Annotated in this window: 14 protein-coding genes; 12 read left to right on the plus strand and 2 right to left on the minus strand. The window is 67.6% G+C overall.

What is annotated here, in order from left to right:
* Positions 1-6 precede the first annotated feature (6 nt).
* The 5 genes from ramB to BKA16_RS21990 are packed head-to-tail and all read left to right on the plus strand — an operon-like array spanning position 7 to position 3,682.
* Positions 7-1,431 (plus strand): acetate metabolism transcriptional regulator RamB, encoded by a 1,425-nt coding sequence (gene ramB / locus BKA16_RS21970; RefSeq protein WP_183372676.1) that lies wholly within the window; start codon positions 7-9, stop codon positions 1,429-1,431.
* 35 nt (positions 1,432-1,466) lie between these two features.
* Complete coding sequence (locus BKA16_RS21975) at positions 1,467-2,012, plus strand: carboxymuconolactone decarboxylase family protein (protein WP_183372678.1); 546 nt, start codon at positions 1,467-1,469, stop codon at positions 2,010-2,012.
* Positions 2,013-2,029: 17 nt separating this feature from the next.
* On the plus strand, positions 2,030-2,650 hold the full coding sequence (locus BKA16_RS21980) for a class I SAM-dependent methyltransferase (RefSeq protein ID WP_183373240.1): 621 nt from the start codon (positions 2,030-2,032) through the stop codon (positions 2,648-2,650).
* Positions 2,651-2,653: 3 nt separating this feature from the next.
* On the plus strand, positions 2,654-2,992 hold the full coding sequence (locus BKA16_RS21985) for a cupin domain-containing protein (RefSeq protein WP_183372680.1): 339 nt from the start codon (positions 2,654-2,656) through the stop codon (positions 2,990-2,992).
* A gap of 21 nt (positions 2,993-3,013) precedes the next feature.
* Positions 3,014-3,682: a helix-turn-helix domain-containing protein gene (locus BKA16_RS21990; protein WP_183372681.1), complete on the plus strand. Its 669-nt coding sequence runs from the start codon at positions 3,014-3,016 to the stop codon at positions 3,680-3,682.
* On the opposite strand, the gene BKA16_RS21995 is transcribed toward BKA16_RS21990, so the two are convergent.
* Positions 3,667-4,539: a DNA glycosylase family protein gene (locus BKA16_RS21995; RefSeq protein WP_183372682.1), complete on the minus strand. Its 873-nt coding sequence runs from the start codon at positions 4,537-4,539 to the stop codon at positions 3,667-3,669. The two genes, BKA16_RS21990 and BKA16_RS21995, sit on opposite strands and share 16 nt — an antisense overlap.
* A gap of 127 nt (positions 4,540-4,666) precedes the next feature.
* Here BKA16_RS21995 and BKA16_RS22000 point away from each other — a divergent pair, with 127 nt between their 5' ends.
* From BKA16_RS22000 to BKA16_RS22015, 4 genes are read left to right on the plus strand one after another with little or no spacing between them, the layout of a single operon-like run.
* Positions 4,667-5,896, plus strand: a complete 1,230-nt coding sequence (locus BKA16_RS22000) for an amidohydrolase family protein (RefSeq protein WP_183372684.1) — start codon at positions 4,667-4,669, stop codon at positions 5,894-5,896.
* Between the two features lie 44 nt (positions 5,897-5,940).
* Positions 5,941-7,059 (plus strand): linear amide C-N hydrolase, encoded by a 1,119-nt coding sequence (locus BKA16_RS22005; protein ID WP_183372685.1) that lies wholly within the window; start codon positions 5,941-5,943, stop codon positions 7,057-7,059.
* 23 nt (positions 7,060-7,082) lie between these two features.
* On the plus strand, positions 7,083-8,390 hold the full coding sequence (locus tag BKA16_RS22010) for a threonine/serine exporter family protein (protein WP_183372687.1): 1,308 nt from the start codon (positions 7,083-7,085) through the stop codon (positions 8,388-8,390).
* Positions 8,387-9,436: a helix-turn-helix transcriptional regulator gene (locus tag BKA16_RS22015; RefSeq protein ID WP_183372689.1), complete on the plus strand. Its 1,050-nt coding sequence runs from the start codon at positions 8,387-8,389 to the stop codon at positions 9,434-9,436. The genes BKA16_RS22010 and BKA16_RS22015 overlap by 4 nt, the downstream gene beginning before the upstream one ends.
* Before the next feature lie 63 nt (positions 9,437-9,499).
* Here the strand turns inward: BKA16_RS22015 and lpdA are convergent, their stop codons facing one another.
* Positions 9,500-10,885 carry a dihydrolipoyl dehydrogenase gene (gene lpdA / locus BKA16_RS22020; protein ID WP_183372691.1) on the minus strand — a complete coding sequence of 462 codons (1,386 nt, stop codon included), beginning with the start codon at positions 10,883-10,885 and terminating at the stop codon, positions 9,500-9,502.
* A gap of 103 nt (positions 10,886-10,988) precedes the next feature.
* On the opposite strand from lpdA, the gene BKA16_RS22025 reads away from it, so the two are divergent.
* The 3 genes from BKA16_RS22025 to BKA16_RS22035 all read left to right on the plus strand — a co-directional run bounded on the left by BKA16_RS22025 (position 10,989) and on the right by BKA16_RS22035 (position 14,485).
* The gene (locus BKA16_RS22025; RefSeq protein WP_183372693.1) at positions 10,989-11,552 is read left to right on the plus strand and encodes a TetR/AcrR family transcriptional regulator; all 564 of its coding nucleotides are present in this window, start codon (positions 10,989-10,991) and stop codon (positions 11,550-11,552) included.
* A complete protein-coding gene (locus tag BKA16_RS22030; RefSeq protein ID WP_183372695.1) occupies positions 11,549-12,766 on the plus strand; it encodes an NADH:flavin oxidoreductase in 1,218 nt (405 codons plus the stop codon). The genes BKA16_RS22025 and BKA16_RS22030 overlap by 4 nt, the downstream gene beginning before the upstream one ends.
* Before the next feature lie 339 nt (positions 12,767-13,105).
* Positions 13,106-14,485 carry an MFS transporter gene (locus tag BKA16_RS22035; protein WP_183372697.1) on the plus strand — a complete coding sequence of 460 codons (1,380 nt, stop codon included), beginning with the start codon at positions 13,106-13,108 and terminating at the stop codon, positions 14,483-14,485.
* The last annotated feature ends 4 nt before the right edge of the window (positions 14,486-14,489 follow it).

Consider the following 14,489-nt stretch of genomic DNA (forward strand, 5'->3'; position numbering starts at 1 on the left):
GCCTGGATGAGCAGTACCAAGATGTACGTCGGCGCGCGCCTGCGACGGCTGCGCTCCGAGCGCGGTCTCTCGCAGCTGACGATGGCCTCGACGCTGGGGATCTCGGCCTCGTACCTGAATCAGATCGAGCACGACACCCGGCCGCTGACCGCCCCGGTACTGGCCAGGATCACCGAGATCTTCGGCATCGACATCGGGTTCTTCGATCCGCAGGACGATGTGCGGTTGGTCGCCGAACTGCGTGAGGCCCTGCTCGACGAGGATCTCGACTTCGATCCGGCGGCCAGCGACGCCAACGAGGTGTCGGCGATGGTCGGTTCGCATCGGGCGATCGCCGAAGCCCTGGTCGGCATGTACGGCCGGTACCGGGTGGTCGCCGAACAGCTCGCGGCGGCGACGGCCGGTCGCGGCGACCCCGGTGGGCGCGGTGCGATCAGTGCCCCGCACGAGGAGGTCCGGAACTACTTCTATCAGCGACGCAACTACGTGCACGAACTCGACGAGGCCGCCGAGAATCTGACCTCGCGCATGCGGATGCACTCGGCCGATCTGCGCGCGCAGCTGACCTCCCGACTCGAGGACGTGCACGGGGTGCGAATCGTGCGCCGCGTCGACCTCGGCGACAACGTCTTGCACCGGTTCGATCCCGAGCGGCGCCAGTTGGAGTTCTCCGCGGCGCTCGGCGCCGGACAGCGCGGTTTCAAGGTGGCCGCGGAACTCGCGTATCTGGAGTTCGACGACCTGATCACCCGGCTCGTCGACGACGGCGGATTCTCCAGCGACGACGCGACGGCGCTGGCCCGCCAGGGGCTGGCCAACTATTTCGCGGCGGCCGCGGTCCTGCCGTACACGCAGTTTCACGGCGCCGCCGAGGACTTCCGGTACGACATCGAACGTCTGTCGGCGTTCTACGCGGTGTCGTACGAGACCATCTGCCACCGACTCTCCACGCTGCAGCGGCCGAACCTGCGCGGGGTGCCGTGGACGTTCGTGCGCGTCGACCGGGCGGGCAACATGTCCAAGAGACAGTCGGCGACCGGCTTCAACTTCTCCTCGAGCGGCGGCACGTGCCCGCTGTGGAACGTGTACGAGTCGTTCGCCTCGCCCGGGAAGATCGGCACCCAGATCACCGAGATGCCCGACGGCCGTGACTACTTCTGGGTCTCGCGCACCGTCGAACGACGTGCGTCCCGCTACGGACAGCCCGGCAAGACGTTCGCGATCGGCATGGGATGCGAACTGCGCCACGCCGGCCGGGTGATCTACTCCGACGGTGTGGAACTCGGCGACGACGCGAAGCGGACGCCGATCGGCGCGGGCTGTCGCGTGTGCGATCGTCGCGACTGTCCGCAGCGGGCCTTCCCTCCCCTGGGCTCGACGCTCAACATCGACGAACACCGCAGCACCGTCTCGCCGTACACGATGTCGTAGGCGGGACCGCCTCACCTGCACTACGTTGGTGAGACATGAGCACTCCTCGCGTCTCGCCGGGCACCTTCGGCGATCTGGGACCGATCAACTGGCTGGTGGTGCGGGCCATGTCGATCGCGACCGGCACCGACAACGCACACATCTTCGCCACTCTCGGCCGCAGTAAGGGCCTGTTCCGCGGCTGGCTGCACTTCTCGTCGCGGATGATGCCGTTCGGCGAACTCTCCCGACGAGAGACCGAGATGATCATCATCCGAGTGGCTCATCTGCGCGAATGCGACTACGAACTCGACCATCACCGTCGTCTCGGCGCCAGGGCGGGGATCGACGACGCCGCATTCGACGACGTGGTCGAGGGCCCCGATGCGGGCTGGGGCGACCGCGAACGCACCCTCTTGACGGCCGTCGACGAACTCGTCGCCGACCGAGACCTCTCGGATGCGACCTGGGCGGCGCTGCGCCGACATCTGTCCGAGCGGCAGGCGATCGCCTTCACCCTCCTCGTCGGACAGTACGACTCGCTCGCCACCACGATCGGCGTCCTGCGCGTGCAACGCGACGAGTTCGGAGGCGGCCGGTGAGCATCGCCCAGCGGGCGATGGGCAACCGCGCCTTCTCCCTCGTCTACGAGAAGGCGTGGCGGCCGATCTTCACACGCGGATTCAGCCTCGGCGGTTCCAGCACCGCCGACTACGACCGCGCGCTGCGCGCCTACCTGGCTCGTCCCGGCGATCGACGGGTACTCGACATCGCCTGCGGTCCCGGCAATTACAGCCGCGATGCGGCGAGCGGGCTGACCGACGAGGGCCGGTACGTCGGCCTCGACTTCTCGGCGGCGATGCTGGCCCAGGCGAGTCGCGACAATCGGGGTGAACGGATCGCGTTCGTCCGCGGCGACGCGCACCGACTCCCCTTCGCCGACGACACCTTCGACACCGTTCTGTGTCTGGCCGCGCTGTACCTGATCCCCGATCCGCTGCCCGTCCTCGACGAGATGATGCGCGTCTGCGCGCCCGGTGGCGAGATCATCGTCTTCACCTCGGCTCGCGCATCCGTCGCGGCGCTGCCCGGAGCCGATCTCGCGGCGGGCCTGATCGGACTGCGAATCTTCGGTCGGGACGAACTCCTCTCGCGGCTGTCGGCTCTGGGCGCCGACCATCGAGAGCAGACGATCACCGGCGTCGGACAGTACGTCCACGCCCGCAAGCCGAAGGAGTGAGGAGTGCCCGACCAGCCGCAACCGGTCTTCACCTACCTGACCGGCCTGAGCGCCCCGAACGACGACGACACCGGCGAGCGACCGAAGGTCACGCGAATCCATCGCAGCGACTCCGAGACCGTCGTACGGATCGCCTTCCGCGCGGGCCAGGTGATGGCCGAACATCTCGCCGCGCACCCGATCCTCGTTCTCGGACAGTCCGGCGCGATCGAGTTCACCGTCGACGGGCAGACGGTGCGGCTGGAGCCCGGCACCGCGATTCGAGTGAACGCCCGCACGCACCACTCGCTGCGCGCGACGACCGACGGAACAGTCACGTTGGTCATCGTCCACGGGCAGTAGTCGCATCGGTACCCTCGATGCGTGCAGAAGCCGGAGACGACCGAGTCCACCAAGACCCGTCAACGTGATCGGGTCCGCGACCTCCTGGAGGCCTCGGACGTCGGTCTGGACGCCACCGAGGTCGCCGAGGCGCTCGGACTGCACGTCACCTCCGCCCGGTTCCACCTGAACAACCTGGTCGCCTCGGGTGACGCCGTGACCGAACAACTCGCTCCCGAGGGCGTCGGACGTCCCCGCGTCGCCTATTCGGTCGCACCGCCCGCCGCCTCCGACAGCCTCGGACATCTCCTGCTGATGCAACTCGGCACGACGGCGACCGCGCGCGAGGACTCCGCGGCCACCGCCGGGCGAGCGTGGTCGCGTCGCCACGGCGCCGCATCGTCGCAGACCGCTCTGCCCGATCCCGTGATCGCGGTGCAGTCCGCGCTGAGCGACCTCGGAATGGCGGTGACCGACATCGAGTCCGACCTCGAGTCGCATCGGATCACCGTCTGCTCGTGTCCGCTGCCCGACCTCGTCGGATCCCTGCCCGAGGTGGCGCGCGGAACCGTCCGCGGGGTCGCCGAGGAGGCGCTCGCCGGGATCGCCGAGACCTTCGGCATCGGCCATCTGGTGCAGGCGACGACCCCCGACGACTGCTCGGTGACCCTGCGGCTGACCGAGCGGCCGCTCCTTCAGAACCCCCGGTAGTCGCGCGTCGACATCCGTGGTCCGCGTCGGGCCGGCATGCCGCCGACCACCTCGCACAATCTGATCACGCGATAACGCTGGCCCCGATACGGTTCGAGCAGTTCGAGCATGCCCGCATCGTCGACGCGCTCGCCGATCAACGCGGTGCCGACCACCGACGGCGTGTGGTAGTCGCCGATCGGTACCGCGTCCGGATCGCCGAGCGCCCGGAACCGGGCGTGCGCGGCGGTCCACGGCCCCACCCCGCGCAGCGCAGTCAGCACATCGGACTTCACCTCGACGTCGACAGCGGCCGCCGCGCGCACCGCCCGCATCCGCACCGGCTCGAGTCCGCTTCGGTGCCAATCGGATTCGGTGATCTCTCGCCACACCGAACGCGGTGGCGGCACACGCATGTCGGCCGGGACGGGGCCCGGTGCCGGCTCCCCGTACCGACGCAGCAGATACCGCCACGCGCGGTAGGCCTCCGAACCGACCACCTTCTGCTCCAGGATCGCCGCGACGAGAGCCTCCCAGACGCGATCGGTGCGGCCGATGCGCAGCCCCGGCGCCCGGTCGACGAGACCGCGTACCACCGGATCATCGGCGACGAGATCCTCGGGTCGATCGCCCTCGCCGACCATGGCCGGAGCCGCATCGAGCAACCACGGCCCGCCCGGACCCCACGCCCGCGCGACGACGGCGCCGGCCGCTGCTGCGACGGCGATCGTGCCGGGACCGTCCGGCGTGTGGACGGCCCGCCAGATCGATCCGTCGGGAGCCGACCGATAGGCCGGATCACGGGCACCGCGCCGATGCACTCCGAGGGTCGCGGACACCGCGATCGGCCCGCACTCCCACCGTCGTCGGTTCGTCACCCCACGATTATGCGCGTGCACGTCCTTGCCCCGATCGGAGGAGAAAGTAGTGCCAGAGCTAGTCACGAATCATGCCAATTCGCCTTCTGGGAGAGGATCACTGCGATACGGGACGTAAACGTGACATGTGACGACAACACTTCTGCACAACGCGCGCCTCATCGACGGAACCGGATCGGATCCGATCACCGACGCCGTGATCGTGATCGACGACGGCAAGATCACGTACGCGGGCACCTCCGCAGACGCCCCCGAGACACCGTCGGCGGTCCGCGTCGACGTCGGTGGGAACACCGTCACTCCCGGCTTCTTCGACTGCCACGTGCACCTGTCGCTGCCCGGAACCAAGGGCTCGCCGGTCATGGCCGCGATGGTTCCCGAGTCGTACCGGTTCTTCGAACTGATCGGCCGATTGAAGACGACGGTCGAGGCGGGCGTCACGACCGTGCGCGATCTGATGGGCGTGGACGTCGGCGTGCGCGACGCGGTGAAGCACGGCCTCGTCGAAGGTCCCCGACTCCTGGTGGCCGACAAGATGTTCAGCCAGACCGGTGGCCACGCCGACTTCCACATCCCGTCCGGTCTGGACGGCACCGGACTGATCGGCGGCGTCATCGTCGACTCGGTCGACGAGGCCCGCAAGGAGGCGCGCGCACTCCTGCGCGAGGGTGTCGACGTCCTCAAGGTCGCCTCCAGCGGCGGCGTCACCTCGCCCTCGGACGATCCCGACTGGCTCGGCGCCCGAACCGAGATCGTCGCCGCGCTCGTCGAGGAGGCCGACGCATACGGCGGCCGCAAGGTGGCGGCACATGCGATCGGCTACGCGGGCATCCGCGCCGCGGTGCAGGGCGGCGTGCAGAGTGTCGAACACGGCTACGCCCTCGACGACGAACTGCGGACCGAGATGGTGCAGCGCGGACAGTTCCTGGTCCCGACACTGATCGAGACGCTCAAGCCCGACACCGCCACCCCTCAGGCGGTGGCCAAGAGCACCAAGTGGCACGCACTGGCACACGAGTCGATCCAGGCGTCGGTCGAGGCCGGGATCAAGGTGGCCGTCGGCACCGACGCCGGGCTGGTCCCCGACCACGGCGACACTCTCGCCGAGCTCGGCTGCCTCGTCAAGTTCGGCGGGATGACGCCGATGCAGGCGATCGTCGCGGGCACCAAGACCTCTGCCGAGCTGTGCGACGTCGACGACACGCTCGGCACCGTCGAGGCGGGCAAGCTCGCCGATCTGGTGGTCGTCAAGGGCGACCCGCTCACCGACATCGACTCGCTCGCCGACAAGGACAACATCCTGCTGGTCCTCAAAGAGGGCAAGGCCGTGGGAAACCGCGGCGGCTACACCCTCTGACCGACCCGCCCACCTCCCACGATCAGAAAGGGCATTGAACCAACATGTGCACGAGAGTCATGTGGCCCGACGCCAACGGTTCGGTCATCGTCGGCCGGAACATGGACTTCCACCAGGACCTCCACACCAATCTGTGGAAGCTGCCGCGAGGCGTCGCCCGCGACGACCGGGTCAATGGCGAGTTCACCTGGACGGCGAAGTACGGCAGCGTCGTCGCCGGTGTCTACGACATCCTCTCCACCGACGGGGTCAACGAGAAGGGGCTTGCGGGCCACATCCTGTGGCTGGCCGAATCCGATTACGGCACACCGGATCCCTCGCGCACTCAACTCGCAATGTCGGTGTGGTTGCAGTTCTACCTCGACAACTTCATGACGGTCGACGAAGCCGTCGCGTGGTCAAAGGAGAACAATCCGCAGGTGGTGCCGATGGCGGATCCGACCGGTGGCAGCAGTCCCGCGATCCACCTCGCGCTCGACGATGCCAGCGGCGATTCGGCGATCCTCGAGTACATCGACGGCGAGTTGAACATCTTCCACAGCCGTGACTACCTGGTGATGACCAACTCGCCCACCTACGACAAGCAGCTCGAGCTGGTGAAGCAGTACCAAGGTCTCGGCGGCGACGCTCCGCTGCCCGGCACGTGCAACGCCGCCGACCGTTTCGCGCGCGCCCTCTACTACGTGCAGGATCAGCCGGTCCCGACGTCGCAGGTGCAGGCGATGGCCGCCATGATGAGCATCATCCGCAACTGTGCGCAGCCGTTCCGCAACCCCGCGCCCGGGAAGCCCGACGCCTCGCAGACACTGTGGCAGGTGGTGATCGACCTGACGAATCTGCGGTACGCGTTCGAGTCGACCACCGCTCCGAACATCGTGTGGGTGGATCTGAAAGACCTCGACTTCTCGGAGGGCTCCGGCGAGGCGAAGCTGGATCTGATCGGCAGGCTGGCCCTCGAAGGCGGCATCGCCGGCGAGGTCCACAAGAATTTCAAGAAGCATCACCGCTTCCACATCGTCTCGATCGAGCAGGCCTCGCTGATCGGCGAAGCCGTCGCCGAGGCGACCAAGGCCCTGCACACGGTCAAAGCCGCCGAGCAGCGGGTACAGGCCGTGCAGGACCGGGTGCAGAACAAGCTCGTCGAGTTCGTCGACGCCGAATAGGCGGGCGTCGTCGACCAACTCCGATGACGGACGCTGAACTCGAGCACTCCGATCCCGCCGACGAGAACGACATGCTGACTCTCGTCACCGAGGTCGGCACCGCCCTCAACCGGTCGTCGTACCCGGTCCCCCGAATCGCGCAGGTGATTCGCGGGATCTGCGCCGCGCACCGCAGCGACATCGTGGCGCAGGTGTTCGCGAACTATCTGATCGTCCTGGACAAGGACGCCAATCAGGTTCAGATCGCGAACACCGGGTCGATGTACCGCTTCGACCAGATCGCCGACACCGAGGCCGTCGTACACCGGGTCCGCCGCAGGCAGACGTCGGTACGACAGGCGATCACCGACCTGCGGAGCATCGCCGAATCACGCCCCTCGATGGGGTTGCTGATCCGAGGCGTCGGATACGCGCTCATGGCATTGGGCTTCGCCTTCTGCTTCCAGATGAGTCTGGCGGCGACGATCGCCGCCGTCGTCGTGTCCGTTCCGTTGGCGGCGATCGTCCTGTGGGCGAGCACCCGCAGCGCACTGGCACCGCTGATGCCGGTCCTGCTGACCTTCCTGTCGGCACTCGCGATCACCCTGTGGGCGGTCCACGGGGGCCTCGAGGATCCGGTGCGCCTCGCAGTGATCCCGGTGGTGACGCTCATTCCGGGCGCGGCCCTGGCCACCGCACTGATCGAGATCAGTGCGGGTGACATGATCGCGGGCACGGCGCGGCTCGCGTATTCGCTGGTGGTGTTGTTGTCCATGGCGTTCGGGCTGGCGTTGGCGATCGACGTCGTGGGCATCTCGACCGCCGATCTGCAGGACGTGACGAGCACCCACGCGCCGTCGTGGGTGCTCGGTCTGGCCGCGCCGGTGTTCGGCGTCGGTGCGATGCTCTACTTCTGCATGCCGACACGACTGTGGTTGTGGGTCCTGGGCATCACGGTCGGCACGTTCTGGCTCAATCAGCTCCTCGGCAAGGTGATGCTGTCGGCGTTCGCGGGCGGCGTCGCCGTGGGCATGGCCCTGCTCGTCGCATGGGCGATCAACGCGCACGTTCGCAGTCGTCCGAGCGTGCTCGCCATGTTCCTGCCCGCCTTCTGGCTGATGGTGCCCGGCTCGATGGGATTCGTGGCCGTCAGCGGCGTCGTCACCTCCGACAAGGACCTCGGCAGCCTCGGCACCAACGCGGCCCTGTCGCTCCTCAGCATGGCGACATCGATGATGATCGCCAGCGTGCTCGCACCGATGGTGACAAGAAGGATCCCGATGAGCAGTCTCCTGTCCCGGCGCCTCCTGCGCCTCCGTCGACGACGGCCACACGGCCGCAGTGCGGGATGAGCACTCGACTGACGGCGGGACCGCCCGCGATTGCGACCACCGAGCTGACACCGAGCGTCGTCGCTGCCTGGCAGGCGCACCTCACCAGGCAGACGCCCCGCGCCATCGACCTGTCTCGTCGGATGGAGTCCTCCGAGCCCCACGAGACCTACGGCGGAATCTCCCTGTCGCCCAACGGAAGCCATCGGACGCTGAGTGCCGTCCGGTACGGCGTGCGCACACCGCTCGGGGCCGCGTTCTGCACGCTCCACTCGCCGGTGCGGTTCGAGCGCACCCCCGCTGATCTGCGCACCGATCCGGTCGAGATCGCCTCGGTCTGCGCGTCCGCGACGCGCGGCCCGTCGATGGTCAGGCAGTTCGGTCGGGAGAACTGGTTCGCCAGCGGAGACCTCGTCGTCGTCCCGACGACATCGCCCTTCGTACAGGAGCTTCCGGCGATCCGTGACATCGCAGGGCTGTTCGTCGAACTCCGCCATTTCGGCCGATTCCGCTATCTCGCCGAACGGCCTCGGCGTTCGTCCGGCGACGACACTCCACTGGCACGGGCCACCGCGAGCTTCGTGCGCGCGTTCGCCATCGACATCGCGGTCTCCGGAACGCCGATGTCGTCGGATGCCGATCTCGCAGCCGTCGATCTGATCTGTGCCGCGCTGGCCGAACTCGTCGAGGACGACAGGTACGAGCTGCAGGACGACACGCTGTTCCAGCGGCAGTCGGCCATCGACCTCATCGAGCGACGGCACCGCGACCCGTCGTTGACGCCCGATGTCATCGCCGAGGCGCTGTTCATCTCGCGTCGTCACCTGTACCGGCTGTTCTCCGACGATGAGAAGTCCTTGGCCACGATGATCGCGGACGCCCGCGTCTCGACCGGGCGCCAGCTGATGGAGACGTCGCCGCACACTCCGATCGGCGACGTCGCGGCGGCCTCCGGATATCGGTCGCCCGCCACCTTCCGCAACCAGTTCAAGGCGCGCTACGGGATCAGCCCGCGTGACTTCCGTGAATCACAGGAGCAGACGGCACCGAGCACCGAGCAGCAGTGACATCGAACGCCCCGCCCTCACCGATTCCGGTGAGGGCGGGGCGTTCGCGGGAAGACCGTCGTCTTACAGGTTGATCATGTGGCCGATGGCGCCGTGGAAGGTCTCCTGCAGCGCCTCGCTCATGGTCGGGTGCGTGTGGACGTTGCGCGCCAGTTCCTTGGCCGTCAGGTCCCACTTCTGCGCGAGCGTCAGCTCGGGCAGCATCTCCGAGACGTTGTCGCCGACGAGGTGACCACCGATCAGCTCATCGTTGGTGCCGTCGGTGATCAGCTTGACGAAGCCCGCCGGAGCCCCCAGGCCCTGAGCCTTGCCGTTGGCGCTGAACGGGAACTTGGTGACCTTGACGTCGTACCCCTCGGCCTTGGCCTGCTCCTCGGTGAGACCGAACGACGCGACCTGCGGCTGACAGAAGGTGGCGCGCGGCATCATCCGGTAGTCGCCCAGAGTCATGGTCTCGGCGCCCGCGATGGTCTCGGCGGCCACGACGCCCTGCGCCTCGGCGACGTGGGCCAGCTGCAGCTTGGCGGTGACGTCGCCGATGGCGTAGACGCCCGGGACGTTGGTGCGCATGTGGTCGTCGATCGCGATGGCACCGCGGTCGGTCAACGCGACACCCGTCGTCTCCAGGCCGAAGCCCTCCACGCGCGGTGCGAAGCCGACGGACATGAGGACCTTGTCGACGGTCAGGCTGCCGTCGGCGCCCTTGGCGTCCTTGTACGAGACGACCACCTGGCTGCCCTGGTCGTCGACGGCCTGCACAGCGGTGCCGGTCAGGATCTTGACGCCGAGCTTCTTATAGGCCTTGGTCATCTCCTTGGAGACGTCCGCGTCCTCGTTCGGCAGGATGCGCGGCATGAACTCCACGATGGTGACGTCGACGCCGTAGTTCGCGAGGACGTAACCGAACTCCATGCCGATGGCGCCCGCACCGACGATGACGATGCTCTTCGGGAGCTCGCGGGTCATGATCTGGCTCTCGAACGTCACGACGTTGTCGCTCAGCTCGACACCGGGCAGCAGACGCACGGTGGAGCCGGTGTCGATGATGACGTTGTCGAAGGTGATGACGCGATCGCCGACGGTGATGGTCTTGGCGTCGGTGAACACGCCGTAGCCGTCGATCTCGGTGATCTTGTTCTTCTTCATCAGGAAGTGGACGCCCTTGACGATGCCGTCCGACACGCTACGGCTGCGGTCGAAGGCGGCGCCGAAGTCGAACGACACCTCACCACTGATACCGAAGGTCTTCGCCTCATGATTGAAGACGTGGGCGAGCTCTGCGTTGCGGAGCAGCGCCTTGGAGGGGATGCAGCCCACGTTGAGGCAGACACCGCCCCACCACTTCTCTTCGATGACGGCGGTCTTCATGCCGAGCTGGGAGGACCGGATCGCGGCCACATACCCACCAGGGCCACCACCGAGGACAACTGTTTCAAAATGTTCAGCCACGGCGTCAAGCCTAACGCTCCCGGGCGGGTCGTCGCACGGCTCCTCACGACTCATTTTCAATCAATGATTGAAACACCGATTGAAAAGTGGTTCACTTCACTCCATGGCAACGGACGTGACTCGCAGCCGACTCCTGGACGCCACCGAGCATCTCCTCGCGACGACGGGATACGAGCACCTGCGGGTCCGCGCCGTCTGCACGGAGGCCGGGGTGAATCCGGCGGCCGTGCACTATCACTTCGGTTCCCGGGAGTCGCTGGTCATGGCGTTGCTCGAGGATCGCCTGGAACCGATCTGGGCGGCCCCGCTCGACCGACTGGCGGGTTCGCCCGCGACCGTTCGCGAGATCGTCGAGGCGATCCTGGCGCCGTTCGTCGGAATGCGCCAGGACCCGAGGACCGCGGCACTGATGAGACTGCTCGGCCGTTTCGTCTTGACCAATCCGGATCTGCCGTGGACGGCGACGTGGTTCAAAACACAGGCGTGGGTGGCACTCCTCACCGACGCCGTCGACATCGACGAGGCCACCGCGCGCCGTCGCTGGCGGTTCGCCTTCTCCATCCTGATGACCGAACTCGCCGCGGGCGACCCGCCGAGCGCGGCGACGCTCAGCGCGCTCGGCGACTTCCTGACCGCGGGGCTCGCCGCCCCGGAGAGGACCTCATGACCGTCGACCCGTTCGCTCCCGCCGCACTCGGCCCCCTTCGGCCGCGCAACCGACTCATCAAATGCGCGACGTTCGAGGGCCGCACGCCCGACGCCCTCGTGACCGACGAGCTGATCGACTTCCATCGAGAGGTGGCCGCCGGCGGCGTCGGGATCAGCACCGTCGCCTACTGCGCGGTGAGCGGTGAGGGGCGCACCGACCGGCACCAGATCCACCTGCGCGACGAGGCGGCCGACGGCCTGCGACGTCTCAGCGACGCCATCCACTCCGAGGGCGCCCTCGCCGCGGCACAGCTCGGCCATGCGGGCCCGGTCGCGAACTCGATCTCCAACCGGGCCGCCGCACTCGGGCCGGGCCGCATACCCGCGCCGATGGGCATGGCGCTGACGAAGGCCCTCGACGCCGACGGCATAGCCACGCTCACCCGTGCCTTCGCCGATGCCGCACGCCTGGCCGTCGACTGCGGCTTCGACGCGCTCGAGGTGCACTGCGGACACAACTATCTGCTCAGTTCATTCCTGTCTCCGCTGCTCAACCACCGGCGCGACGGATACGGACGCACCGTGGAGGGTCGCGCGCGCCTGGCCCGCGAAGTGCTGGAGGCCGTCCGCGACGCGGTCGGCGATCAGGTCGCGGTCTGGGCCAAACTCAGCATGTTCGACGGCGTCGGCACGCCGGGCCGCGGCAGAGGAGGGCACCCGTGGAACGGATTGAACATCGATCAGGCGTGTGCGACGGCCCGCCTGTTCGAAGCGGACGGGTACCTCGACGCGATCGAGCCGACCGCCGGAAGTTCCCTGCTCAACCCGATGTATCTGTTTCACGGGGAACCGCCGCGCGCCGAGTTCGCCGGCGCGTTCCACGGCGCGATGCGAGCCGGGCTGAAGGCGGCCGGTCCGGTGTTCCTGCGGTACTACCCGTATCGGGACGCCTACCTCCTGCCGTTGGCACGCGAGCTGCGGCGGTCGGTGTCGATGCCGCTGATCCTGCTCGGCGGGATCACCGATCGCGCCTCGATGCAGACCGCACTCGACGAGGGCTTCGACTTCGTCGCGATGGGCCGCGCACTCCTGCGCGAACCCGACCTGCCGCTGCGCATCCGGGCCGACCCGACGACGGCCTCCCGCTGCGTGCACTGCAACCTCTGCATGCCGACGATCTACTCGACGACACGCTGCCCGATCCGTGCGGGCGAGGTCCCGGACCCGCTGTGACGGGCGCCGGTGAGGCCGGCGAGTCTGTGTCACGCGCCCCGGACGTCCGATCACCCTTTCGACACCTCCGTGTCCAATCCGTGACGAGAAGGGCCCAGACCCCGCACTGCCTGCACGAACACCGGCCGACTCGACGTGATTCGGACGGCGTCAGGTTTTCCAACTTCGAACAGACATGCTAGGTGTGGAGATAGTCCGTTCGGGGGAACACCTCGTTTGTCTACCGGCCTGTGCGCCATCAGGAAGTGGTAATTCGCCGCCAGCGGCGGCCGCGAGAAAGACCCGCCCCACTGACCGAAGACGCCGCGCGTGCACGGCGCCGAATCGACAGGCAAGCAGATGACAACCTCGCCGTCCACCACGGACTTCCAGGCACCACCGCCCAACATGATCCGCAAGGCGATCGCCGCATCGGCGATCGGAAATGCGACCGAGTGGTTCGACTACGGCGTCTACGCCGCGACCACCACCTACCTCACCCAGGCGTTCTTCCCCGGCACATGGGGAACCACCGGAACCATGCTCGGTTTCGCCATCTCGTTCGTCCTGAGACCGCTCGGCGGCTTCGTGTGGGGTCCGATCGGCGACAAGCTGGGCCGGAAGAAGGTCCTCGCGCTGACGATTCTGCTGATCTCGTTGGCGACGGCTCTCATCGGTGTGCTGCCGACACACGCCACCGTGGGCGTCTGGGCGCCGATCATGCTGATCGTCCTGCGCATCATCCAGGGCTTCTCCACGGGCGGCGAGTACGGCGGAGCGGCGACGTTCATGGCCGAGTACGCGCCCGACAAGAAGCGCGGCCGCTTCGGCAGCTTCCTCGAGTTCGGCACCCTGGCCGGGCTGTCGGCGGGTACCGCGTTCGTACTGCTGCTCGACTCCGTCCTCGACGCCGATCAGATGGCGACGTGGGGATGGCGCATCCCGTTCCTGGCCGCACTGCCGTTGGGCTTGGTCGGCCTGTACCTGCGGTCGCAGCTCGACGATCCGCCCGTCTTCCTCGAGGTCGACAACAAGCGGAACAAGAAGAACGTCACCGGCTGGACGCAGTTGAAGACGACGGTGGCAGGCTACTGGCGTCCGATTCTGATCATGTTCGGCATGGTCGTCGCGTTGAACGTCGCGAACTACACGCTGCTGTCGTACCAGCCGACCTATCTGAAGCAGACGATCGGCCTGTCGGAGAACTCGGCGTCGTGGGTCATTCTGATCGGACAGGTGATCATGATGGCGGCGATCCCGTTCTTCGGTCGTTGGTCGGACTCCACCGGCCGCAAGCCGATGTGGTGGGCCTCGTTGGTCGGCCTGTTCGTGCTGGCGCTGCCGATGTACTGGCTGATGAGCCAGGGCTTCGCGTGGGCGCTGGTCGGCTTCATCGTGCTCGGCCTGTTCTATCTGCCGCAGCTGGCGACGATCTCCGCGACCTTCCCGGCGATGTTCCCGACCCACGTCCGCTACGCGGGCTTCGCGATCGCCTACAACGTGTCGACGGCGGCCTTCGGCGGCACCGCACCGCTGGTGAACGACGCCGTGGTGGAGAACGGCGGCTGGAACCTCTTCCCCGCCGCGTACATGATGGGTGCCTGCGTCGTCGGCATGGTCGCCCTCTACTTCCTCCGCGAGACCGCGGGCGCGTCGCTTCGCGGCACCCGCACCCCGGGGCAGGAGGAGACCGTGCTCGACGTCGAACCGGAGCAGGCCGCGTACTCGAAGATGAGCTGAGGAC

The sequence above is a fragment of the Gordonia humi genome, from assembly GCF_014197435.1.
GTDB classification, from domain to species: Bacteria; Actinomycetota; Actinomycetes; order Mycobacteriales; family Mycobacteriaceae; genus Gordonia; species Gordonia humi.